At 47.7% G+C, this 24,847-nt stretch carries 21 protein-coding genes; 1 reads left to right on the top strand and 20 read right to left on the bottom strand.

The annotated features are described in order from the left end of the window. Position 1: 1 nt before the first annotated feature. The 14 genes from B212_RS0106225 to B212_RS0106160 form a co-directional block, all read right to left on the bottom strand. Positions 2-463 (bottom strand): Fur family transcriptional regulator, encoded by a 462-nt coding sequence (locus tag B212_RS0106225; protein WP_019909625.1) that lies wholly within the window; start codon positions 461-463, stop codon positions 2-4. Between the two features lie 156 nt (positions 464-619). After that, entirely contained in the window at positions 620-2,860 is a 2,241-nt protein-coding gene (locus B212_RS0106220; protein ID WP_019909624.1) for a stalk domain-containing protein, read from the bottom strand. A 275-nt stretch (positions 2,861-3,135) separates the two neighbouring features. Then, positions 3,136-3,927: a response regulator transcription factor gene (locus B212_RS0106215; RefSeq protein WP_019909622.1), complete on the bottom strand. Its 792-nt coding sequence runs from the start codon at positions 3,925-3,927 to the stop codon at positions 3,136-3,138. Continuing rightward, positions 3,905-5,767 carry a cache domain-containing sensor histidine kinase gene (locus B212_RS0106210; RefSeq protein ID WP_019909621.1) on the bottom strand — a complete coding sequence of 621 codons (1,863 nt, stop codon included), beginning with the start codon at positions 5,765-5,767 and terminating at the stop codon, positions 3,905-3,907. Before B212_RS0106210 ends, B212_RS0106215 begins: the two co-directional genes overlap by 23 nt. 27 nt (positions 5,768-5,794) lie before the next feature. Next, entirely contained in the window at positions 5,795-6,625 is an 831-nt protein-coding gene (locus tag B212_RS0106205) for a carbohydrate ABC transporter permease (RefSeq protein WP_019909620.1), read from the bottom strand. Next, complete coding sequence (locus tag B212_RS0106200; protein WP_019909619.1) at positions 6,625-7,509, bottom strand: carbohydrate ABC transporter permease; 885 nt, start codon at positions 7,507-7,509, stop codon at positions 6,625-6,627. Before B212_RS0106200 ends, B212_RS0106205 begins: the two co-directional genes overlap by 1 nt. Positions 7,510-7,604: 95 nt before the next feature. Continuing rightward, a complete protein-coding gene (locus B212_RS0106195) occupies positions 7,605-9,005 on the bottom strand; it encodes an extracellular solute-binding protein (RefSeq protein WP_019909618.1) in 1,401 nt (466 codons plus the stop codon). A gap of 319 nt (positions 9,006-9,324) precedes the next feature. Then, positions 9,325-10,062: a pyruvate formate-lyase-activating protein gene (pflA, locus tag B212_RS0106190; protein ID WP_019909617.1), complete on the bottom strand. Its 738-nt coding sequence runs from the start codon at positions 10,060-10,062 to the stop codon at positions 9,325-9,327. A 130-nt stretch (positions 10,063-10,192) separates the two neighbouring features. Next, positions 10,193-12,454, bottom strand: a complete 2,262-nt coding sequence (gene pflB / locus B212_RS0106185; protein ID WP_019909616.1) for a formate C-acetyltransferase — start codon at positions 12,452-12,454, stop codon at positions 10,193-10,195. Between the two features lie 264 nt (positions 12,455-12,718). After that, positions 12,719-15,340: a bifunctional acetaldehyde-CoA/alcohol dehydrogenase gene (adhE, locus tag B212_RS0106180; RefSeq protein ID WP_019909615.1), complete on the bottom strand. Its 2,622-nt coding sequence runs from the start codon at positions 15,338-15,340 to the stop codon at positions 12,719-12,721. 286 nt (positions 15,341-15,626) lie between these two features. After that, a complete protein-coding gene (locus tag B212_RS0106175; RefSeq protein WP_019909612.1) occupies positions 15,627-16,010 on the bottom strand; it encodes a LytTR family transcriptional regulator DNA-binding domain-containing protein in 384 nt (127 codons plus the stop codon). Between the two features lie 21 nt (positions 16,011-16,031). Next, positions 16,032-16,142, bottom strand: a complete 111-nt coding sequence (locus B212_RS33715; protein ID WP_019909611.1) for a cyclic lactone autoinducer peptide — start codon at positions 16,140-16,142, stop codon at positions 16,032-16,034. Further along, positions 16,139-16,663, bottom strand: coding sequence for an accessory gene regulator B family protein (locus tag B212_RS0106165; protein WP_019909609.1), 525 nt, complete (start codon positions 16,661-16,663; stop codon positions 16,139-16,141). Before B212_RS0106165 ends, B212_RS33715 begins: the two co-directional genes overlap by 4 nt. Beyond that, on the bottom strand, positions 16,656-17,282 hold the full coding sequence (locus B212_RS0106160; protein ID WP_019909608.1) for a hypothetical protein: 627 nt from the start codon (positions 17,280-17,282) through the stop codon (positions 16,656-16,658). The genes B212_RS0106165 and B212_RS0106160 overlap by 8 nt, the downstream gene beginning before the upstream one ends. 479 nt (positions 17,283-17,761) lie before the next feature. Here B212_RS0106160 and B212_RS0106155 point away from each other — a divergent pair, with 479 nt between their 5' ends. Then, entirely contained in the window at positions 17,762-18,481 is a 720-nt protein-coding gene (locus B212_RS0106155) for a cyclic nucleotide-binding domain-containing protein (protein ID WP_019909607.1), read from the top strand. 104 nt (positions 18,482-18,585) lie between these two features. Here B212_RS0106155 and B212_RS0106150 read toward each other — a convergent pair whose 3' ends face one another. The 6 genes from B212_RS0106150 to ric all read right to left on the bottom strand — a co-directional run bounded on the left by B212_RS0106150 (position 18,586) and on the right by ric (position 24,647). Next, on the bottom strand, positions 18,586-19,077 hold the full coding sequence (locus B212_RS0106150; RefSeq protein ID WP_019909606.1) for an NUDIX hydrolase: 492 nt from the start codon (positions 19,075-19,077) through the stop codon (positions 18,586-18,588). Positions 19,078-19,187: 110 nt separating this feature from the next. Next, the gene (locus B212_RS0106145) at positions 19,188-20,006 is read right to left on the bottom strand and encodes a formate/nitrite transporter family protein (protein ID WP_019909605.1); all 819 of its coding nucleotides are present in this window, start codon (positions 20,004-20,006) and stop codon (positions 19,188-19,190) included. 49 nt (positions 20,007-20,055) lie between these two features. Continuing rightward, entirely contained in the window at positions 20,056-20,376 is a 321-nt protein-coding gene (nirD, locus tag B212_RS0106140; RefSeq protein ID WP_019909604.1) for a nitrite reductase small subunit NirD, read from the bottom strand. A gap of 32 nt (positions 20,377-20,408) precedes the next feature. Next, on the bottom strand, positions 20,409-22,820 hold the full coding sequence (gene nirB, locus B212_RS0106135) for a nitrite reductase large subunit NirB (RefSeq protein ID WP_019909603.1): 2,412 nt from the start codon (positions 22,818-22,820) through the stop codon (positions 20,409-20,411). Between the two features lie 214 nt (positions 22,821-23,034). Further along, positions 23,035-23,736: a hypothetical protein gene (locus tag B212_RS0106130; RefSeq protein WP_019909602.1), complete on the bottom strand. Its 702-nt coding sequence runs from the start codon at positions 23,734-23,736 to the stop codon at positions 23,035-23,037. Positions 23,737-23,909: 173 nt separating this feature from the next. Next, entirely contained in the window at positions 23,910-24,647 is a 738-nt protein-coding gene (gene ric, locus B212_RS0106125; RefSeq protein WP_019909601.1) for an iron-sulfur cluster repair di-iron protein, read from the bottom strand. Positions 24,648-24,847: the final 200 nt, after the last annotated feature.

The following is a 24,847-nucleotide window of genomic DNA, read 5'->3' as shown; positions in this document are numbered from 1 at the left end:
ATTAATGACCTTCTTTGCCGTGAGCGGCAACAGCGGGATCTTCTTCCCTATTTTGCTCACAATCCTTGCAGTAGCCGAACACCTCAAATTTATGCTTAACCACCCGGAACTGGTCGGGAGCATCCGTTAGATTCATCGGACAGAAATTAATCGGGTAGGTCTTCATGCATTGGAGACAGATCATATGATGATGGTGATGCTCCTGATTACAGCTTCCTTTGAATTTAACACCATCCTCGAACACCACCTGCTCCAGCACGCCAAGCTCCTCCATTACCCGCAGATTGCGGTACACTGTATCGAAGCTGAGCCCGCTGTATTTGCGTCCCATGTGCTCATAAACATCCTTCGCGGATAAATACCCCGTATTCTCGCCGAATAGCTTGGCAAGCGTCTTGCGCTGATCGGTGATTCGCAGTCCCTGCCCCGACATGGCTTCCAGTATTTGATCTGTCGACAGCATTCGCTCATCTCCCATAACATGGTCATTTGAATTACACTCTCTTTATAATGCCCCAAAATAAAAGCCCCGTCAATGAACCGGACTACACCAGCGGCAAAAGGCCCGCCAGCCCTCCCGCTTGGGAGAGCTGACAGGCCTTCGAGCTAATGCAAGGCTTTATTTTTTGGCCGGAAGCGGTGTAAAGACAAAGTTCACCGGAAGATTGCTGCCGGAAGCTACCGAGAACACGATATCTACCGGACCTTCATAATCGCCGGAACGATAGACAACGGCATTCATATCATTGCTGTCCAAGCTCCCTTTATTCGGCAGATTGACAATCGTTCCGTTAACCATCACGGATCCCAGATATTTACCCCCACGCGGATTGAAGGTGATGAGTGTATTCTTGGCGACACGCTCCAGTCTGATTTTATACAGAACACCGAAGTTGCCGGCGTTGGATGTCTCTGTTCCGTACATCGGATCAATCCCGACCAGATTCATGTCTTTGCTGTTGTCACCGAGCACCAGCCTAGATTGCGTAGCTCCAACCAGATCGAACACGCTAATTACACGGGTAGAGTCCGGATAGGTTCCCCGGTTATGCACTCCATCCTTGTCCAGAAGAGGCAGTGTCCATAGAAGGGCTACCGGGTCCTTGGACTGTTCCACCATTACGACATTATATTGCACGGCCAAATCACTGAACAGGTCGGCACTCAGTGAGAGCACCTCACCCGGCTTCATGGCGATTTTGCTGATATCGGTCATAATAGGCACACTTTGCCCCGGCTGAAGTGTAATTGTTCCATAACTCGAGTTGTTCAGCATGGAATTATAATATTTCTGGATTGAAATTTTACCGGTATATTCCGGCGATGTGACCGGACCTGCAATTCCCAGATATTGGGTTGTAATGGTCGTTGGATACATGTTGTTGTTCGTTGCAATAACATACAGCTTCTGTCTAGTAGACATATTGTTCAAATGATGGACCAGAAAACGTGTTGCGCCAACTGAGGTTTCACGGTACAACACACCCTCGGAATTAACGGTTTCAGGACTGTTGCTGCGAATCAGCGTATAAGGCTCGGAAGAGAGGTTATACTGCAGATTAGGCAGACTAGGAATCATTCCCCCGTCCATAGAGACAATATCCCCCGGAGCGGTGAACAGCTTCGCAACCTCATCCTGGGTGTACAACTGCTCACTGGTGATGTTAATTGTCTTCTCAAAGGTGCCGCTCAGGCCATGCTTGTCGGTCACCTTCAACTGAATCGAGACAGGTCCCGGAGTAAAAAAGGCCAGCGCCCGATTCGTCCATTCAGCCGTCAGTGCTTCTCCTTCAGGGTCATAGCTCTGATCGGTTAGCGTGATCGGTTCACCCATTTTGTACTCTTCTTTGTCTGTGGAGAAATTGGCCACAGGAGGCTGATTCGGCTGAATAACCTTGATGGTCACCGAGTAAGGATCACTCCACTGCTCATTTGCATCCTTAACCGAATAAGTTACCGTATAATCTCCGGGCTGATCGTAAATATCTCTCTTGTCGCCTCCCCACTGCTGGTCAACAATGGCAGTGCCATTGGGCGAGGAGCTGGAAGTCACATAATTAACCGTAGTTTGACCGGCATAAATTTCTGTCGGCTGCACAGTAAAGGAAGCTGTCGGCTTTGTGATCAGCGTCAGAATAACACGCTTCTGTACATTATCCACCGTATAAGGAATCCCCAGCGCTCCGGTAATAGAGGTCAAAGGAACCATGAACGTACCCTTGTACTGATAAGCCGGCCCCTTCATAGTCACCTTGCTGCCATTGACGGAATAAATTTTGCTGTCCGTCTTGAAGCGCATGATGCTGTTGCCTTTGGTCACAATGACTTCCTTCGTCTTAGCGTCATAAGTATACTTGACACCCACCATTTCCACCATTGCCCGGATCGAAACGTAGGAAACTCCGTACTTTACCGCCATAGGCTGATTAGCAGTATACTGAACGCCATTCTTATACATTACGTTGCTGTTCATCATGAGAATCAACTGATTGGCGCCTGCAGAAGGAATAACCTGCGCAGCGTTGTAACTATTCGGCGCAGTGATTCCTGGCGTCATGTCCGGAACTGCTGATGCCGCCGGCTGAGGTGTAGCAGTAGGAAGTGCAGTCTCGGCTGGAATTGCCGTTGCTGCCGCTGCAGGTGCAGGTGTTGGAGTCACAGAGCCTGCCGGAATTTCACTGGACAGCGGACCTGTAGTAGCCGCAGGCTCTGACACCGTCGCAGGCGTAGAAGTTGCCTCGGCTGCTTGAACTGCAGCGGATGTTGATGTTGTACTAACAGGGGCGGCAAATGCCGGCACTGCTGCCGCAACCTGCGATATAGCCAGGATTGCTGCTAACGATAGTTTTTTCAAATTCATGGTATGACTCCTTCTGCTCCTATTTGTAGTATACAAGGAAAGTAAGATTCTCATCATCCTTATATTACCCGCAAAAACGCAGCCGCCCATATGGACGGCAGATGAGTTTTTGTCACGTTCATTTTTACAAAACATAGTATTAGACGCATGACAGCATAAAAAGTTTCATTAACTGTTAAGAAAAGATTAAAATTCATTCATCCCGCAGCATCAATTTGTCCGCAAAAAAAAGAAACGATTGACCTTTGGAGCAAGGTAACCGCCTCTAAGCTGGTTCAACGCGTATCCGTTTTCTTATGCCGGTCACGATATTCTTTGGGAGTCATCCCCGTCTGCTTCTGGAATACCTTTGTAAAATACCTGCGCTCCTGATAGCCCACCCCCGAGCTGATCGCCGTGATGCTTTTGTCGCTGCTTGCCAGCATAAATTTGGCGGCCTCTATCCGCTGAAGCGTCACATATTCCACAAAAGTCATGGCAAAACGGTTCTTGAACAGCAAGCAGAAGTAGCTGCTGCTAATGCCTATCGTATTCGCCACTTCCTCAATGCCAAGATCGCAGCTTAAGCGCTGTGAGATGTACTGGGCTGCCTGGTTCATTAGCTGATCCGCTGTTTTTCTCGGGGAATCCTGTTCCGGCGGCGGCTCCTGAAACAACGGAATGCTGTTATACAGCTTATCCTTATACTGTTTGTTCCGGATTCGTACGCCAATTTCCCGCACCTTGCTGCCAAGCTCCTCATAATGAATCGGCTTGCAGATATATTCCTTCACACCCAGCCGGATCGCCTCCAGCGCATAATCGAATTCCTGATAGCCGCTGAGCAGCAGGACTTCGCTCTCAAGCCCCATTTCCCGCAGCTTGCCGATGAACGTCAAGCCGTCCATTACAGGCATACGAATGTCGCAGAGTACAATATCCGGGGGCTGCTCCTCAGCAATGCGAAGGGCCTCCATCCCGCTGCGGGCCATGCCGGCGATCTCCATCCCCATCTCCTGCCACGGCAGCACCCGTCTCAGATTGCCCAGAATGGGGGCTTCATCGTCAACCAATAATACTTTTAGCATAATGATCTTCCCCCTGCCCGTATTTAGGTATGACGCATTGGATGATTGTGCCTTCCCCGGGACTGGCGCAGATAAAAATCCCATACCTGCCGCCATATTCAATACGGATGCGGTCTGCCACACTCCTCACGCCAAGGCCCCGCCGCTCCAGATGAAAGCCGTGCTCCGGCTTTTCTGTAGTGATCTGTTCTGCTGAATCGCCCGGCTCGCCCACCATATACTGGAACATAGACAACTGGGCTGAGGTCATCCCTATTCCATTGTCCTGTATGCGCAGGATCAGGTTGCCCCGCTCTTCCCAGCCCGTGACACGGACCAAGCCTTTGTAGTCAATCCCCTCGAACCCGTGCTGAATGCTGTTCTCCACCAGCGGCTGGAGTGTAAGCTTGAGAATCCCGCAGCCAAGCAGCTCCTGGGGAATGTCAATCTCATAATCGAATACATCCTCAAAGCGGAATTTCTGAATATCCAAATAATTCCTCAGGTGTGTAACTTCCTCTTCCAGCGTAATTTCATCCCTGCCCTGAATACTAATCCGCAGAATGCTGGCCAGCCTGTAGACCATCTCGCTGACCTTCCGTCCTTCATTCTGCACGGCAAGCACATTGATGGACTCCAGTGTATTGAACAGAAAATGCGGCTTGATCTGCGCTTGCAGCACACGCATTTCTGCCTGGTTTTTGCGGCGCTGCTCCAACTGTACCCGGTGGAACAGGCCATTGATTTTGTCCATCAGATCATTGAAGCCCTTGGCAAGCAGCGTCATTTCATCGTCGCCCTTCTCTTCCACCCTTGTAGTGAGATCGCCATCCTCGACCCTCCGCATAAAACGGACAATCACCGCTATGCCGCCCGTAATCCGGTTCATGAAGAACAGATTGAAAATCACTGCCCCGAGCAGGCACAGAAAGATAACAACCACAAACCAACGGGCAAAAACAGTGACCTCATGCGACAGGGAGTCCCAGGACGTTATGGAGACAAGACTCCAGGGGTAATCCTTCAGATGGTAGACCGAGAGAATGCTGTTCTCCCCGGCGAACTCTGTTTTGAAGCTTTGGAAGCCTTTATGAAAAGCAACATTTTTCGCCGTAAACGATTGGAAATCCTGGCCGTCCAGCTTGCGGTCCGGATCGAACAGAATCATACCGTCATCATTCACCAGCCTAAAAGAAACCTTTTGGTCGCTGTCCCCGATTTTAAGATTACGGAAGATCGACTCGAACTCCCAATTCTTGATCTGCACCACCAGAATGCCGATATTCTGAAAAAAGCTGAGCTCCTTCACCAGCCGGATTTGCGTAAACACCGCTTCCGTTCCCGTAAGCTCCGGGTATTCGTGCGGCGCAACCCATTTGGGCACACCATTCAGCTTCATGACTTCCTGGTATAACTCACTTCCCTTGAACTTGTCGTAGGGGAGCGGCTGAAAATTCTCCTTATTGAACACCGAAACGATCTCCGAACTGCCTTTTCCATTAAAATTGTAGAGAAAAGCATAGCTGATCGACGGATGATTGTATAACAAGCTGCGGAAATTGCGCTGACTGGCATTCAAATTAAGCTGCTCGGCAGCAGTCAAATCCTGCTTGGACGGGTCCTCCGCACTAAGGGCCATATGAAACACTGAAGTGGCGATTCCGTTGTCGGTCACATTGTCCATGTCCTTAAAGACATTTGAGATGCTGTAGCTGATCGCCTTGAGCGAATACTCCGACTGCTGGCTGTACTTCTTCTCAATTGAATTATAGGTTACGAAGAACATAATCATGCCAAGAATAAACAGAGGAATGATAATCAGGCCCAAAAATGCCGTAAACAACTTGTAGCGCAAATTCATCGGCTAGTGCCCCTGACTTGAATGGAATTATCCTTTTACGCTGCCCGCTGTAACCCCTTCAATAATCTTCTCCTGCAAAATGGCGTAAATAACCACGACCGGCAGCACACTGTAGACAATGCCTGCAGACATCTGCGCATAATTCATCTGATACTGATCACGGAATTGGACCATTCCCACCGGAAGCGTGCGCAGCTCGTCATTCGAAAGAAAATAGTTGGCCAGCAAAAACTCATTCCAATTTCCCAGGAAATTAACAATGAATACCGTAACCATGGCGGGAACCGTCAAAGGTACAATAATTCTAGCAAAGATACCCGGGGCCTTCAAGCCATCCACAACCGCAGCTTCTTCAATTTCACCGGGCAGCGAACGCATAAATGCAGCCAAAATAATAATCGTGAACGGGATCGCATTGGCAATATAAGGAATGATCAGTGCCCAGTGCGTATTCAGAATGTGCAGCTTGCGCACAATCGTATAGATCGGCAGCATCAGCGCGTTATTCGGGATCAGCATTCCGATAACCACAAGCGAGAACAGAATCCCGTTCCACTTGCCCTGCCGCATCCGCGTAACAGCAAACGCAAACATCGAGGCCAGCAGAATCGACACGACAGAAGAAAGCACGGAAATATACAAGCTGTTCAAAAAGTACGTGCTGATCTTAGCATTAACCCATGCCTCGACGTAATTGTTAACAATAAATTCCTTCGGAATGCCAAACGGATTCAGTGCAATCGCATTATTGTCCTTCTTCACCGAAGAGAAAAGCACGAACAGGAACGGAAACAGCACAACTACGAGATAACCAAGTAGTGCCGCATGAGGTATACTCTTTTTCAAAGTGCGCGCCATTAGTATTCAATCCTTTCATTACGCCGGGCGAAGAGTAGCTGATAGAGCGCCGTGACCACAAGAGTGAACAAAAAAATGAGAACAGCAATGGCGTTCCCGTACCCATATTTAAAGTTCGTGATTGCATATTTGATCATGTAGGTAGCCATCACCTCAGTCGAGCCTGCCGGTCCGCCCTTTGTCATGACGATGACAATATCCGCCGCCTTCATCGCTCCCGCGATGGACAGCATAATCACAACAGAAATGATCGGCACGATCAGCGGCAAAGTAATGCGTGTAGCCCTTTGGAAACCAGTGGCACCGTCAATGGCAGCCGCCTCATCCAACTCACCGGGAATGGATAATATCGCTGCCAACACCATTACAATATAGAATCCGGTCCACTGCCAGGCATTGGTGATCAGAATCGACAGCATGGCGAACCGTTCATCCGACAGCCAGTATACCGGATTAATGCCGAAGACTCCCAGCAGCTTGTTCAAGAGGCCAATATTCGGTTCATAAATAAAGCCCCACAAAATGCCGATAACCGCCGTAGACATGATAGATGGCATAAAAACCGCAGTCTTATACAGTCCCTTCAGCTTTTTGACATTAGCAATTAACAAGGAGAAAAGAATGATAAGGGGGACCTGTATAAACACAGAGAATAAGATAAACCAGCCGTTGTTCTTAACGGAAACCCAAAAGCGGTCATCGTGAATGGCCTTATCAAAATTGCGCAGTCCCGTGTATGCAACAGTGTCTGAAACACCGTTCCAACTGGTCAGGCTGTAGTAGACCGAACTAAAGATCGGATAAATAAAAAATAACAAAAACAGAATCAACGCCGGAACGACGAATAGGGTGAACACCAGGGGATTTCTGAGTGATTTATTCATGACTACCTCCGATTGCTTGAGAATCAGCGAACTCCGGGCAGATTGTAAAAATGCACCCTGGAGCAAGCGCCAGGGCACATTCCAATGACCGTTCCTTATTCCACTGCCGCGTTGGCTTCTTCTTGAACCTTTTGCAGAGCATCGCCCATTTTCTCAGGTGTCGTCTGTCCGCCAATCAGCTTTTGAATCTGGATATTGCTGATTTCGGTAGTTACATCCGCCTGTACCAGCGAGTCGAAGGCCGGGAACGAAGACTCGGAGTTATTCAGAACAGCCACAATTTCACTCATCAGATCGTCAGTAATATTCTTGTTCAGCACGGCCTGATCAATTTTCATGGCCGGCAGCACGCCATCCTCAACCAGTCCGCGCAATTGCATTTCTTCATTGTACATGTTTTTGATGAACGACTTTACTGCAGCCAACTGGCGTTCATCCTTACCTGCAGCAGCCGAGAAGCCATAGCCGTTGTTCACATCACGCATCAGCGCTGTCTGATCGCCAACTCCGCCGTCTACAGGTGGAATGTTGAAGAAACCCACCTTGCCGATCAAGCCTTCACCGGATTGGCCTGTCTTGAAGACAGAAGACTTCCAAGTGCCATCATACATCAGGATCGCTTCGCCACTGGTGAACTGGGTCGTATATTCAGCATACTCGAAGCCAAGCTCGCCTTTTTTGAAATATCCTTTATCTTCCCATTCCTTATATTTAGCAAAACCTTTAACCACATTGGGATCACTCCATTTGGCTTCACCGGTGGCAAATTTAGCAGTTACGTCCGGTCCGGCATAACGTGACCAGAGGTGGTTAGCCAGCATCAAAGGCACCCATCCGGCTTTGGAGGCGCCTGCCAATGGCACCTTGCCGTCGGCTTTGATATCCGCCAATTGCTGTTCCAATTCGGCAAAAGTTGTCGGAGCCTTCCAGCCTTTGCTGGTGTAGTATTCTTTATTATAGAAGAACCCTTCACCCGAGCCGCCAATCGGCAGTCCGTAGATTTTACCTTCATACGTAAACGGGTCCAGATTTGAGAACTTGTCTTTGATGCCCAGTTCTTCAAGGATCGGTGTCAGATCAAGCAGCTTGCCTTCCTTGGCATATATTTTGGAGTCAGGACTCCCGAACAGATCGAAAATTTCCGGGGGATTTCCTGCCGCCATTTCACCGCGCAGCTTCTCCTTACGGTTTACATCGGAGTCCACACCATCAAGCTTAAAGGTCAATCCCGGCACTTCAGCCTGCACCTTTCCAACAACATCCTCCAGGATAGCCAGACGTTTCTGTTTGTCTGCCCCCACTTGAGTATGACGGATTGTCATTTCGAAGGGCTCGCTGCTTGCAGGCTCTTCTGTCGCTACAGCATTCGTAGCATCAGCCGTGCTAGTCGCGGCAGCGCCGCCATTGTTGTTAGCAGAATTATTATTGCCACAGCCAGCCATTACCGCAGAGCTTACGAACAGCAGGGACAACAGCAAAGTTACGCTTTTTTTCATTATGGGTGACCCTCCCTATATATTGATTTCCCTTACAACTCTTATTATAAAAAACAGGTTCAGCAACGGTAAGGTTAAGATTCATCTACAACAGGGATAAAAACGTCTAATGTAAGCGAATACATATGTATTTAATAACATATAAAGTTATATTATATAACATAGCATAAAATAATCATGATTAAAAAAACAACTCATAGGGCATGATATGTCATAAAAATAAACACGAGTTTCCATATTCAGATCTGTTAGTATACTCAAAAGCCGTTCCCACAGCACTACATCTACTGTTGAAACGGCTTCTTATTCTTCACGGTCATTATACCAGTGCTGTCTGCTTGCGTCCTTCTTCAATCAACCGGTAAGCGCGCGCTACTTCTTCTTCAGTTGGCGAAGGCACCCCTTCAAGCTCGTAAGGTCTGCCAAGCACTTCCCATTTATAGATCCCCATCTGATGGTACGGGAGAATTTCGAATTTCTCCACACCGTTCAAGGTTCCAATGAAACGTCCCAAATTGAGCAAGTCCTCTTCACGGTCATGAATTCCTGGCACATACACATGACGGACCCACATCTTACGGCCATGGTCAGACAACCAGCGGGCCAGCTTTAACGTACGGTCATTAGATTTGCCCGTCAACTTGATGTGCGCCTCATCGTCAATATGCTTCAAATCAAGCAGCACCAGATCAGTCAAATCAAGCAAATCGTTAATTTTATCGCCTTCATTATACCCGTTAGTATCGAGTGTAGTGTGCAAATTCCAGCGTTTCTTCACTTCGCTGAACAATTGCTTCACAAAATGCGCCTGTAGGGTAGGTTCGCCGCCCGAAACGGTCAGTCCCCCACCGGAAGTACGATAATAATTCAGATAAGGCTCAATTTCGGCGAGTACCTGTTCGATACTCATTTCTCTACCTTCATTGAGCCCCCAGGTGTCCGGGTTGTGGCAATACTGACATTTCAACAGGCAGCCCTGCATAAATAGAACAAAACGAATACCTGGTCCGTCAACGGTTCCGAAGGTTTCTAAAGAATGTATATGTCCGTTAGCCATATGATGTCATCCTTCCGAAATTTAAAATTTAAAACAATTTTGAACAAGAGAGTACCGCCCTTGAGACAAGGGCGGTACCACCTTGCAGCTATTACACTGTAACCTAAAGCTTAAGCAATAAGCTTAGTTATTACATTGTACCGTGGAATGTACGGTTGATAACGTCCATTTGTTGTTCGCGAGTCAGCTTGATGAAGTTAACAGCATAGCCGGATACACGAATTGTCAATTGTGGATAGTTTTCTGGGTGATCCATAGCGTCGAGCAGTTGTTCACGGTTAAATACGTTAACGTTCAAGTGCTGAGCGTTATTGTGGAAGTATCCGTCCATCATGAAGACCAGGTTGGACTTGCGGGATTCTTCTTCTTTACCCAATGCCTTAGGAACGATTGAGAACGTATTGGAAATACCGTCTTGTGCGTCGGAGTACGGCAGTTTGGCAACAGAGTTCAGGGAAGCCAGGGCGCCTTTCTTGTCGCGTCCGTGCATTGGGTTAGCACCTGGAGCGAACGGTTCACCTTTCTTACGTCCATCAGGAGTAGTACCTGTCTTCTTACCGTATACAACGTTCGAAGTGATCGTCAATACCGATTGGGTAGGCATAGCATCACGGTAAGTTTTGTGTTTGCGGATCATGGACATGAAGGTTTCAACCAGTTCAACTGCAATGCTGTCAACAGCATCGTCGTTGTTGCCGTAGCAAGGGAATTCACCTTCGGTTTCGAAGTCGATTGCGATACCTTGTTCGTTGCGGATCGGTTTAACCTTAGCGTATTTAATTGCGCTCAGGGAGTCAGTAGCAACAGACAATCCGGCAATACCGCAAGCCATCGTACGCAGAATGTCGCGGTCATGCAGCGCCATTTCGATACGTTCGTAGGAATATTTGTCATGCATGTAGTGGATGATGTTCAGCGTATTAACATATGTCTTAGCCAGCCACTCCATCATTGGTTTGAAGCGTTTCATAACTTCGTTGTAATCGAGATATTCCGAAGTGATTGCCGGGAATTCAGGACCAACCTGTACGCCGGATTTCTCATCTACACCGCCGTTAATTGCATACAGCAGAGCTTTTGCAAGGTTGGCGCGGGCGCCGAAGAACTGCATTTGTTTACCGATACGCATTGGGGATACGCAACAAGCAATCGCGTAATCTTCACCCCAGTATGGACGCATTACATCGTCATTCTCATATTGGATAGCGCTAGTCTCGATGGAAACCTTAGCACAGTATTTCTTGAACGCTTCAGGAAGTCTTTCAGACCACAGAACAGTCAAGTTTGGTTCTGGAGCTGGTCCCAGGTTGTACAGGGTATGCAGGAAGCGGAAGCTGTTCTTAGTTACGCGGGTTGTTCCGTCTTCAGCCATACCGCCGATGGACTCAGTTACCCAAGTAGGGTCACCGGAGAACAGTTCGTTATAGTCAGGCGTACGCAGGAATTTCACGATACGCAGTTTCATTACGAAATGGTCAACGATTTCTTGTGCTTGTTCTTCAGTAAGAGTACCTTCTTCGAAATCACGTTGTGCATAGATATCCAGGAAGGAGGATACACGTCCCAGGGACATTGCGGCACCGTTTTGTTCTTTAACGGCTGCCAGATAACCGAAGTACACCCATTGAGTAGCTTCTTTGAAGTTGTTAGCCGGTTTGGAAATATCCATACCGTGTGCAGCAGCCATTTCTTTCAGTTCGCCCAGAGCGCGAATTTGCTCGGACAGCTCTTCACGCAGACGAATTACTTCTTCAGTCATGGAATCAACTTCAAGCTCGGCTAGTTGTTGTTTCTTGTCTTTGATCAGGAAATCAATACCGTACAGAGCAATACGGCGGTAGTCGCCGATGATGCGTCCGCGGCCGTAGGCATCAGGAAGACCTGTGATAACGCCTGATTTACGCACGGCTCTCATTTCTGGTGTATATGCATCAAATACGCCTTGGTTATGCGTTTTGCGGATATTCGTGAACATTTCAACAATGTTGTTCGGAAGCTCAAAGCCGTAAGCTTTGGTGGCATCGATCATCATTTTGATACCGCCGAACGGTTGAATGGAACGTTTGAAAGGAGCATCAGTCTGTACCCCAACAATTTGTTCTAAGTCCTTGTTGATGTAACCTGGTTTGTGGGATGTAATAGTGGAGACAGTATCCAGGGAAATGTCCCATACGCCGCCTCTTTCTCTTTCTTCTTTGCTCAGTTGGGAGATAATCTTCCACAGTTCAGTTGTGTTGCTGGTAGGACCTACGAGGAAATCTTCGCTTCCTTCATAAGGCTTGATGTTCTTGGAAATAAATTCATTAACATCGACTTTCTTAGCCCATTTGCCTTTTACGAAACTTCTCCAACCCGATTTTACTTCTTGTACATCTTTTTCAATCACCGACATGCTAAATCCCTCCATTTATATTTATTATATTTGTAGAGATCGCGGGCTTGAAGGTTAATCCCGTGTCTCGTGATCCCAAAGATATGGTTGGTTGTAAAAAAATTCACAATAGCTTCTTCATAACCGGGATCGTTGTTTATATAAACATTTTAGTTTATTTTCTGGAAATGGACTGTGACAAATATCACTCTTTCGGTGATATTTGTCACTTACATCCAGTCCCATATTACCCTATAAACTACTTGTTTATCTAGCGGTTGCTAATTAGTTTTCGAATTTGCCGTAGAATGCATTACGGTATACGTCAGCAAGCTCGGAAACCAGCGGCAGCTTAGGGTTGGCAGTTGTGCATTGGTCTTCAAATGCGCGGTCAGCCAGATAATCTACGCGGGATTCGAAGTCCTTAGGATCAAAGCCAAGCACTTGGAACGACTCTTCGATGCCGAGTTTTTTGTTCATATCGCGGATTGCATTGATCAGGCTTGTTACGCCTTCTTCAGTTGTGCGTGCAGGCAATCCCAGGATGCGTGCGATCTCCGCATAACGCTCGTCAGCTACAAAGTGCGAATATTTAGGGAACGAAGCGAACTTCGTAGGTTTCTTAGCATTGTAACGGATAACGTGCGGCAACAGGATGGCATTGGTGCGTCCATGAGCTGTGTGATATTGACCGCCCCATTTGTGTGCCAAGCTGTGGTTGATGCCCAGGAATGCGTTGGCAAAAGCCATACCAGCAAGTGTAGAAGCGTTATGCATTTTTTCACGGGCCAGCTTATCGCCTTCGAGCGCCGATTTTTCAAGGTATTGGAATACCAATTGGATAGCCTTGATAGCCAGACCGTCAGTGTAGTCACTAGCCATTACGGAAACATAAGCTTCGATGGCATGTGTCAATACGTCCATACCTGTATCGGCAACAGCAGTTTTTGGCAAGCTGTATACAAACTCAGGGTCGATGATTGCAACGTCTGGAGTCAGCTCATAGTCAGCGAGCGGGTATTTAGTATTATTAGCCGTTGTTTTGTCTGTAATAACCGCGAACGAAGTCACTTCAGAACCTGTACCCGAAGTTGTAGGAATCGCTACGAATTTCGCTTTGTTTCCAAGCTTAGGGAATTTGTATACGCGTTTGCGGATATCCATGAATTTTTGTTTCAGGCCGTTGAAATCAGCGTCCGGATGTTCATAGAATAACCACATGCCTTTTGCAGCATCCATAGGGGAACCGCCGCCAAGTGCGATGATGCAGTCCGGTTGGAATCTGTTCATCATGGCAGTACCTTTTTCTACAGTAGTTGTCGATGGGTCCGGTTCAACTTCCGAGAACACTTCAATTGCTACAGGTGTTTGACGTTGACGCAGATAATGTTCAACTCTTTCCACATAGCCCAGTTTAACCATCATAGGGTCAGTGACGATAGCAACCCGAGTGATGTCAGGCATTTTGGCCAGGTATTGAGTAGCGCCTTTTTCGAAGTAAATCTTGTCAGGTACTTTAAACCATTGCATATTCACGGTACGACGGTTCACCCTTTTCACGTTGATCAGATTGATGGCAGTAACGTTCTGCGATACCGAGTTGCGGCCGTAAGATCCGCAGCCCAGAGTCAATGAAGGGATGTTCGTATTGTAGATATCGCCGATTGCGCCGTGAGTCGATGGCGAGTTGACGAGAATACGTCCGGTCTGCAGACGGTTAGAGAACTTCATGATTACTTCTTCATTGTTCGAGTGGATAGCCGAGCTGTGGCCCATACCGCCAAACTCAACAATTTGTGCTGCACGTTCGATACCTTGATCAGCATTCTTGACTTTGTAGCAAGCAAGAACCGGACTCAATTTCTCAGCGGACAGCGGATATTTAGTACCTACGCCCTCAAGCTCAGCTACCAGGATCTTAGTGCCTGCCGGAACTTGAATGCCGCACATTTCAGCGATCTTCACTGCGGATTGACCAACGATTGCCGGGTTCACTGCGCATTTTTCAACGTTCATTGCGCCGCTTGTCAGCTTAGCAGCTTCTTCTTTATTAACAAAGTAGCAGCCGTTGGCGATCATTTTTTTCTTCACTTGATCAAAGATGGCTTCTTCAATGATAACAGCTTGCTCGGAAGCACAGATCATACCATTGTCAAAAGTCTTCGACAGAATAATATCGGTTACCGCCTGATCAATATCGGCACTCTTTTCAATGAAGGCAGGCACGTTACCAGGACCTACGCCAAGAGCCGGTTTACCGCAGCTATAAGCTGCTTTTACCATTGCCGATCCGCCGGTTGCCAGGATAAGCGCAACGTCCGGATTGTTCATCAGTGCGTTTGTTTTATCCATCGTTGGCAGTTCGATCCATTGAATGCAATTCTCAGGAGCGCCGGCTTTAACGGCTGCATCATGAAGAATTTTTGCTGCTGCGGAACTACACTCTTGCGCAGATGGATGGAAACCGAATATAATAGGATTACGTGTCTTCGCTGCAATCAGTGCTTTAAACATCGTGGTGGATGTTGGATTCGTTACAGGAGTGATCCCCATAATGATTCCGACTGGTTCAGCAATCTTTTGGAAGCTGTCATATTGGTTGTCTTCAACAACGCCTACTGTTTTGTCGTATTTGATTCCGTGCCAGATATATTCAGTTGAGAAGATGTTCTTCGTAATTTTGTCTTCGTATACTCCGCGGCCAGTTTCTTCTACAGCCAGCTTAGCCAGGTACATATGCTTGTCGAGACCTGCGAGTGCCATTGCATGAACGATTGTGTTAACTTGCTCTTGATCCAGCGCCATGTAAGCTTCTTGAGCTTTCTTTGCTTTATCCACCAAAGTCTGAATATACTCTTCAGCGGTGGTTTGTTTCACTTGGGCGGCGACTTCGTTCTTAACTGCCATCTCCCTCGTCCTCCTGTCAATTTTTAGGTTGTTTTTCTCTACACATTTATCTTATCACATTCTCTTCGTCTTGCATAGTGAAATCTTTCACAAAGTATAAAGTTTTTTTTGATTCGTTTTCAAAGCGCTTTCATTTATTGAAATTAAGGGGTAATTCCCATATTATATGTGCTTTTATTTATGAAATTCATCATTTCCCGTTACTATCCCCGCATTCCCTCGGGTATGTACCTGCGCATATCCAGAAAAAAAGGAACTGTCATTGGACAGTCCCCTAGCATTAGCCTCAACAAACGATGATGTTTGGATTCATTCGGGTTAATTCTTGTTCTACAAGTCTGTAACGGTGATAGGCAATCGTACAGCTAATAGAAGTCTGACTGCTCATATTGTCAAAATAAGCAACCTTATATGTTCTCTCCAGACGCTCCACGTTATCAATGTTGACCGCAGTTCCCCGATCTACGATGCTGAAGTGGCATCCGGTGCTGTTAAGCGCGTTCACCCAGTAACGCAAGGGCCCCATGATGTAATATACGCCATCCCTCGTATGTACCAGGATAGACTGTGATTCGAAGGTATTGCACTTAAGAAACAAGATGCGCTCTAAGCCAACAGTGATGATCCCGGCAGATCCGTCAGCAGTTTCAGTAACGGATATAGCATTCATGGAATCAACCTGCTTTCTCAACTATTTTTTTAAAAGTTCAGCCGGGATGTCCCCTTTGTACCAAAATAAAAAACAATTCGTTCCTACCGTCGCCTCTGCAACTTTGGTCAGTATGTTTGCTACCAGATTCATGATCTCACCACCTTTCCAAGCACCAGCGTAACGCTCTGGGCGAGAAAGCTGAGCGCAAGCACCGGTGATAAAATGAAGTAATTGGAAGCAACAAGCAGCAGGGCCGCAAGCTTCATATAAGGAAAATACTTTGGAGGAATCCTCGATTGCTGATCTATGCCTACCGGAGCCAGGAGCAGAATTGCAAGCAGGGCCGCTGTTGTTGCCAAAACAGTCCATAACTCAGGTAAAACAAGCAATGAGATGCCAGTAAACGTCAATGTGGAGACAACGGTGCACTGCAGATTAGATTTGAGATGAATGCCTCCTGTTAATTGGCGGAGCAGCGCGAACGAGATAAGGATTGCTGCAGCCTCCCCTGTGTGACCGGTAAAGAGGGAGATGCCCAAAGTCGCGAGTACAATAAATATCACATTAAGCATCATCGCAATCGCAAATTTAAAAACTTCGACCGAGGATGGATGATCCGGTACGGAGCGTTTTAGCGAAAATGCCATTTTTGCAGCGAGCAGCTCAATCATTCATTTTCTCCTTTCTAATTGAGTAGTACATTAAAAAGGCAAAGGCGCTTATGAAGAAAAAAATGTACCAGCCTATCTCATTCTTGTACATGATCAAAGAGAACAGCAGAAAGAAAATCACAATCAGTAAAGCCACCAGCGTTCCCTCCCAGCGCAGCCTCAGCCTTTCAAAATCAAAGGTAAAGCCAATGCCGAGCTTGAAACAAAACCACGCCAGAAAAATGCTGGTCGAACCCGATATGAATTGACCTCCGTATTCGTTAATTACCGAGGTCTGTGAATGGGAAATGGAGCCAAAGAACAATAAGACGAGCAATACTTGTATGATGCTAAATGCCAGATAACCAAAAATGGCTATAATAGAAGACCATATAATTGGAATTCTAATGACTACTGTCAGCAGAAATATAAAGAGCATAATGTTAATAATCGGAACCAGAAAAGACAGATTGAGATCATTCCGCAGCACAAAGCTCTGCAGGTTCATCAGCAAAATAATAAACAACGCAGGCCAAGTATAGTCCGTCGCCTTCAACCTGAAGAACGACATCATCATGGCGAATATCCCCACCCCCTCAATGGTTGAGAAAAACATAAACCCCGCCGGTTCCCATGACAAATGGCTTCACCACCTGACATTTTTATGGTTAATAATTACATTATATTACATGCTTGTCCAAACAGTACAGCAAAAATTTAGCGTATAGTAACAAATTTCATCCAATAAGCAAAGACCTCCCATTGAGTCAAGCAACTCGTGAGAGGTCTTTGGTTACGAGAACAGAGTTGAAAAATCCTTGCCCGTTGCGCTATGATCAAAAAAGCTGAATCATCTTGAGTATGGAGAAAGCCAATTGGGTAACGTTTCTCATTATCTGTGCACCACAGGAAACAACTTCCATAATATGGTTTTTATTATATTTTTATTCCAATTCCAGCTCAAAAACATATTAAATATCACACTTTTGAAGTGAAAATTATCACAATGTTAAAAATTCGACACTTTTTCGCGAAAATCTTTACCCATAAAGAGGAATTTCAAGGTATAATTAATTTAAAATTTACTGAAAAACTGAGGGAATAAAGGGGATGTCGATTATGATCAAGGAACATTACAATGTTATCGAAGCCCACGGAAATACAAACTGTTTCTCCGAACAGAACTTTAACCGACTTTTGGTCACAATGAAAGAACGTATGGTTCCAGAAGGCTCTCATTTGTTCTGGGAAGGCGACTATTCGGATAAATTGTTTTATATCAAACGTGGACGTGTGAAGCTAACCAAATCTACTGATGAAGGCAAGGAACTCATTCTTTATATGTACCAAGCCGGTGACATGGTAGGCCAGGCCGACCCGTTCTTTAGCACCAAGCACAGCTTCACAGCCGAAGTAATTGAAGAGAGTGAAGTTGGAATCATTGAGCAGAAGGATCTGGAGATTCTGATCTGCCAGCATTGTGATTTTGCTATCGACTTTATGAAATGGATGGGTATCCATCACCGTCTCACCCAAACGAAATTCCGTGATCTGATGATGTACGGCAAACCTGGCGCACTCTGCTCCACACTGATTCGGCTCGGCAACACCTACGGCGAGAAGAACGGCGACAGCATTCTGATCAACAAAAAAATTACGCATACGGATCTGTCCAACATGATCGGCGCTACCCGTGAGAGCGTCAACCGGATGCTGAGCGACCTGCGTAAAAAGGATGCTGTAGAATACGAGAACGGCATGATCGTCATCAAGGATCTTGCAATGCTCCAAGAGATCTGCCATTGTGAACTTTGCCCTAATGAAATTTGCCGCATTTAATTTCCTAACAACAATACCCTCTATTCACCTCACTGAATCATATATGACCCTATCATTCGTATTACCAATAGAGTGGTCAAAGACGCCCCGTCCGGCGTCTTTTTTTATGGAGTTGGTTGGTTCTTCGTTTCCCAATCATCATAATACCTCGTCTCAGTTGGCAGGATTCCATTACTCAGCCATTCCGCCGCTGCTACCACCACAGGTGAAGAAGAGTCGAGTGTAATCTCTGATAAGTCCACCCACTCGGCCCCCAGAGAATCCTGTTCCGCAAACTCCACAATCTTGGCAGGCCTTCCTTCCCCGGCAATTTCCACTGTACATAGAGCGGCTATATGGTGCATATGGGTGAAGGCTTCCTCTTGAAAACGCACAAAACAATCGAATGTTCCCGAATTGCTTTGTACGCTTACCGTGAGTCCAGTCTCCTCCATAAACTCCCGAACCAGCCCATCCCTCAGCCCTTCGTTCTCCTCAAGCCTTCCGCCTGGAAGGTCGTATCTTCCCGTATAAGGGCCTTTTCTTTTACGGATCACCAGCAGCTTGCCCTCACGCTGACAAATCCCGTAAACGCCAAAGTGATTGAAGCTCAACACTCGCGGACAACTCCTTCATTCAATTCCCCCCAAGCTTAACACATGCATGTTCCGGCTGCAGTGACAAAAAAAAGGCCCTGTGGTCTATTCGACCACAGGGCCAGCAGAGGTTAGCTGATCCGTTGCTGCTTATCAGGTATAACAGCTGCACGGGCTGCACGTACAGGAGAAATCAGCCAGTATGCCATGCCGACAAACACGCCTCCGCCGATGATATTGCCCAAAGTCACCGGAATCATGTTATGCACCCAGCCTGCAACTGAAATTGTCTCCGGATGATTTGGCAGCAGCACCGCTACGCTCAGCAGCGTCATGTTGGCCACACTATGCTCATAGCCGCTGGCAATAAAGGCGAATAAGCACCACCAGATCAGCACCAGCTTAGCGGTCTCGCTTTTGGCGCGTGAGGCCATCCACAGAGACAGGCAGACCAGCCAGTTACAGAGAATGCCGCGGAAGAACAGCTCGGAGAATGGAAGGCTCATTTTTTTGGCGGCTGCGGTAAAGATCAGATGATCTACCGGGGCTGCCTTGAATAATCCCGTCCCTTGGATCAGCAGAGCCAGTATAACCGCACCGGCAAGATTACCGGCAAAGACGATGATCCAGTTCTTCACGGTATCCCACACGCTGGTTCGACCGGCAAGCGTGCTTACGGTTAAAAACATGTTGTTTCCGGTAAACAGTTCCGAGCCTGCAAAGACGACCAAGGTCAAGGCAATCCCGAAGGACGCTCCCATGATCAGCGGCTGAAAAGGGGATTTGATCGCCGCAAGTGGCGCTCCCAATGAAAAAATCAGGATGATGCCAATTCCCACATACGCTCCGGCTAAAAGCGCGGCAAGAAAATACTTCGGCAGACTTTCATTCATTTTGTCACGTTTGCCAACCGCTGTCTCTACGATGTTCTCCACGCTTTGTGTAAACATCCTTCCACCCCACCATTATTTATTTGAAATAATTTGCTGAACCTTCTCTCTACAAGCTGACCTTCACTAAATCGCCGTCCAGCACAACCGGATATGTTGCTACCTTGCCGTGATCCGGGGCCTGGACTTCTCCGCTGCGCAGGTCGATCTTCCAGTCATACAGCGGATCGTACAGATAATAACCCGAAACGATTCCTTCCGCGAGCGGACCGCCCTTCGGATGAGGACTGCGGTTCTCTATGGCATAGACCGCTCCATCCGAAGTCCGGAAAATAGCCAGCTCCACAGATCCGGCATTGACTACCCGGCCAATCTGCAGCAGGAAATCCTGCACTGCTCCAACAGTAAATTCTTGTTTGGTGGATTGCATTGTTTTCTCTCCTCTCTCCTAGTCGCTGTGAATCAGACTCTTGCCTGCTCAAAAAGCGCAGTACGCGTATCTTTGTCGTCAAGCATCTTTTTCCAGGGATCAGAAACCTGTGCCAGGGCAAAATCAATCCGTGCAGCCAGCTCCTTACGGTTGTCTTCATTCTCCAGAATCACTTGCTGAATCTGCTCCAGTCCCATACGCTCTACCCACTCGGAGGTTCGTTCGAGATAGTTGCCGGTTTCGCGGTAAAATTGCATCACAGCAGAGCAGACCTCGATTAACTCTTCATCGGTTTTCACTTTGCAGAAGGAGTCAGCGATACGCGGCTTAATTCCGCCATTTCCGCCGATAAATACTTCCCAGCCTCCGTCATTGCCGACGATGCCGATATCCTTCGTGCAGGATTCCGCACAGTTGCGCGGACAGCCGTTCACTGCCATTTTGAACTTGGCCGGAAAATCTAGCCGTTCATACTTGCGCTCAAGAATAGCTCCCATACCCATAGAGTCCTGTGTGCCAAAGCGGCAGAACTGCGAGCCTACACAGGTCTTTACTGTACGCAGCGATTTCGCGTAGGCATAACCGGATGGCATATCCAGCTCTTCCCATACCTTGGGCACATCCTCTTTTTTCACGCCGATCAGGTCCAAACGCTGTCCGCCGGTTACCTTCACAACCTTCACATCATATTTCAGGGAGACATCGGCAATTTTCTTCAAATCTTCCGGTGTCGTAACCCCCCCGTACATACGCGGAACAACGGTAAAGGTACCATCCTTCTGAATGTTGGCGCTCATCCGTTCATTGACGAAACGTGATTCCTTCTCATCCTCATGGGTGTCCGGATAGATCATTCCGAGATAATAGTTCACTGCCGGACGGCATTTGGAGCAGCCTTCGGCTTGTTTCCAGCCCAGCACATTCATTACCTCTTTAGTTGTTTTCAGGCCTTTGGCTGTAATTTCTGCCACGATTTCATCCCGGCTGAGCGAGGTACAGGTGCAAATGCCCTGCTTCGCGCTTTGCTGGAAGCTGTCGCCAAGCACAAATTGCAGAATCTGCTCAACAACCGGCTTGCAGCCGCCGCAGGAGCGGGTAGCTCCGGTGCAGGCTTTGATCTCATCAACAGTGGTAAAACCATTCTCGGTAACGGCATCGACAATCGCTTTTTTGGTCACGCCGTTACAGCCGCAGACAATCTCTTCATCAGCCATAGCTTCGACGGACAAGCCTTTCTTGGCTCCGCCGCCGCCCATAACCTCACCATAAATTTCGTCGGTCATTTCCGCACCCTGCTTGACCAGCTTTTGCAGATTGGCCGATTCCGTAACATCGCCGAACAGAACCGCACCGACGATGATGTTATTTTTGAGCAAAATCTTCTTGTAGGTCCGCTTCCATTCATCTTTGGCAGAGATTACTGTGTGCTCCGCAGTTTCAATGAATTCACCGGCTGAGAAGACATCCACTCCGGAAATTTTCAGCTTGGTCGATACGACCGAGCCTTCATACGGCTGGGTAGGGACACCGGACAGATGCTTGGCCAGCACCATACCCTGTTCAAACAGCGGAGCTACCAGACCGTAGCAAATCCCGCGGTGTTCTGTACACTCGCCAACGGAATATACATCCGCCATCGAGGTCTGCAGATAATCATTGACCACAATTCCGCGATTAACGGTGATGCCGCTCTCTTGGGCAAGCAGCGTGTTCGGCTTAATTCCGACCGCCATTACTACAAAATCTGCGGCCAGTTCCGTTCCGTCACTGAAGCGCAGCCCGTTCACACGTTCTTCCCCGGTCAGTTCGACGGTCTGCTTGCCCATGGCAAATTTCACACCCTGGCGCTCAAGCTCGCTCTGCAGCATCGAAGAAGCATTGCGGTCCAGTTGCCGCTCCATCAGATCCTCCAGCAGATGCACGACTGTAACATCCATCCCCAGGTTCACGAGTCCTTTGGCCGCTTCCAGCCCCAGCAGACCTCCGCCGATAACCGCTGCCGTTCTGTACTGCTTAGCCGCAGCCAGCATAGCGTCGCAATCCGCAATATCGCGGAAGCCTACAACGCCTTCTTTGTTGTTGCCGGGAATAGGAAGGATGAAAGAATTCGAACCCGTTGCGATAATAGCTTTGTCATAAGGAACGGTCATTCCGTTATCCGTAATGATCAGCCGTGCCGCTTCATCAATCCGGGTGACGGTAGCTCCTGTATGCAGGGTAATGTTGTTATCCTCGTACCACTTGCGGTCGTTAAGAATGATGTCCCCGATTGTTTTACTGCCCTCAAGGACGTAGGACAGCATAATCCGATTGTAATTGGGATGCGGCTCACTTCCGAAGATGGTGATATCATAAGCACCGCCCAGCTTCAATATTTGTTCAATAGTGCCTACGCCTGCCATCCCATTGCCTATAAGTACTAATTTTTCTTTCTCCACTGTCACTTTTAAGACCCTCCTTCAAGCTCCTGGACTTCGTCACAACTTCCTATATAGTGAAATTATACGGTTGAAATTTGAAGGGTATTTGTGATTCCAATCACAACAAATGTGAAACATTTCACACCTTTTCGGGATCAATAGTTATGTGCGCATACAGATAAAAATAGCCAGCTTCCTATGCCATAAGCAGTAAGAAAGCTGGCTATACAATCCTAAATCAACGTAACGCAAGCAGAATTTCCAGTGTATCCTGTGGCCTAAGCTTCATATCAATTCCGCTGTCCAGCAGCGGCTTGCCATTCACCTTCAGCTTCCATGCCTCATTGCTGAGCGGAGCATAATCCATAACCGTTGTCACCGTCCTGTTGTCTTCAGCCAATTGCACCATTTCGCTGCCTTTCAGCATGCTTCTTACAGTCAGGTCCTCCGTATATGGCTGCACATATGAATGCGTCAGCTCCGGCTGCTCGCTCCCTCCGTTGATGGAGAGCAGGACCGGCTGCAGCTCAGCACCGCCCGCTGCCGGCTTCGCCGCAATAATTATGCTGTCATCGCGGTCAACATTACTATTCCAGTCGGTTATTTTTTTGCCGTCCATATGAATCTCCCAGACCCATTCCGGACTCAGGAACACCTTGTTCACGCTCAGAATACTTAAGCCGTCTGCGGCAAATGTGGCGACTCCGCTGCTCTTAAGCAATTCAAGCAGCGAGATTCCAGACTTGTAGGCTTCGCTGAGCTGTCTGCCGGAGCTTCCGGCCAGCTCACTGTCTCCGACCATCAGCGAAAATGTCGGTCCATCATTTCGGGCTCCCGAATTGCTCCCGTCAGCCGTGGTACCAAGAACAGAAGAGCAGCCGCCTGCTGTTGCAATGATGATAATTCCAAGCAATATCCGCCACAGAAATCTTGAGGGCATTTCTGGCACCGCCTCTCCCGCCCGATTCCAGCCTCCGCAGCTATTCAGGCACTTAATTATTATGTATATAGTCCTTTTAAGAATAACGCAAATAAGACCGGTTCTCAAATTTTGCTGCTTTCTTACTATATAAAAAAAGCCCCCGCAGGGACTTTGGACGCAGCACAAATATTTTACTGGTAGCGCAGGAATAAAATATTGTTCTCCAGATGCACATGCTCAAAGGTCATTCCTTCCAGCTCCTCCAGCCGCGCGTAGGTTAAGCGATAAGTCGTGCAGGCATGCTCCGGTGGTGTGAAATCATTTGTAACTCTCCGAAGCTCGCGTAGAATTTCGCCAGCTCCGTCATGCTCCTCTTCCAGCGTATGCAGCAGGCCGTGCAGCTCAGCCAAGCCTTCCGGAGTCGGATGGTTCGAGTAAGCCAGCATTTTCGGAAATTCGCTCTCCTCTTCCTGAGCCGTATGCTGAAGCAAGTCCTCCCGCAGCGTATGGAACAGGCGGTAAACCTCGGCCAAATGCGGAGAATCCTCACCGTGCACGCGGAAAACCTTGGTTACATTCTGAGCGATTAGCGGCAGCTCCTCACGCAAATAACGGTGGTGCTTATTCACGATATAATTAACCAGATCTTCGGAAGAGGCCTCGTTCCAGGCGGTGTCCTCCCCCTCCTCCAATACCGGATGTTCCTCCAGCAGCTTGTTCAGATCCTGGATGACTGACTCCGTATCAAGCCCCTTCTCTGCTGCCGCCTCCGTAAGCGGCTTAGCTCCTCCGCAGCAAAAGTCAATCCGCTGTGCTTTGAAGTAATCCGCAGCTTTGGGAAATTGCAGCACGATATCTCTGACCATTGCTTCACCGGAAAAACCGTCCTGTACTCCCGTAGTTGTATTATTCATTTGTTTGGCCGCCATGTTGGCCCTCCCTCAGGTTGTTGGTTTAGGTTTCTTCTTACCCCTTCACCTTAACGCCAGCGGGAGAGCCAGCTTGTGATTGTACGCACTAAATATAAAAAAATTTAATGAACTTCAGAACTATATAAGTTGACTATAGATTTCATGTTGGGGTCTGGTCGTAACTGCGGGGAATGTTTGGACTTCCGGCCGCTGCCCGC

The sequence above is a fragment of the Paenibacillus sp. HW567 genome (genome assembly GCF_000374185.1).
Taxonomy (GTDB): Bacteria; Bacillota; Bacilli; order Paenibacillales; family Paenibacillaceae; genus Paenibacillus_AQ.
The sequence above is the reverse complement of the archived record's forward strand: the minus strand, read 5'-3'. Positions and strand labels throughout refer to the sequence as shown.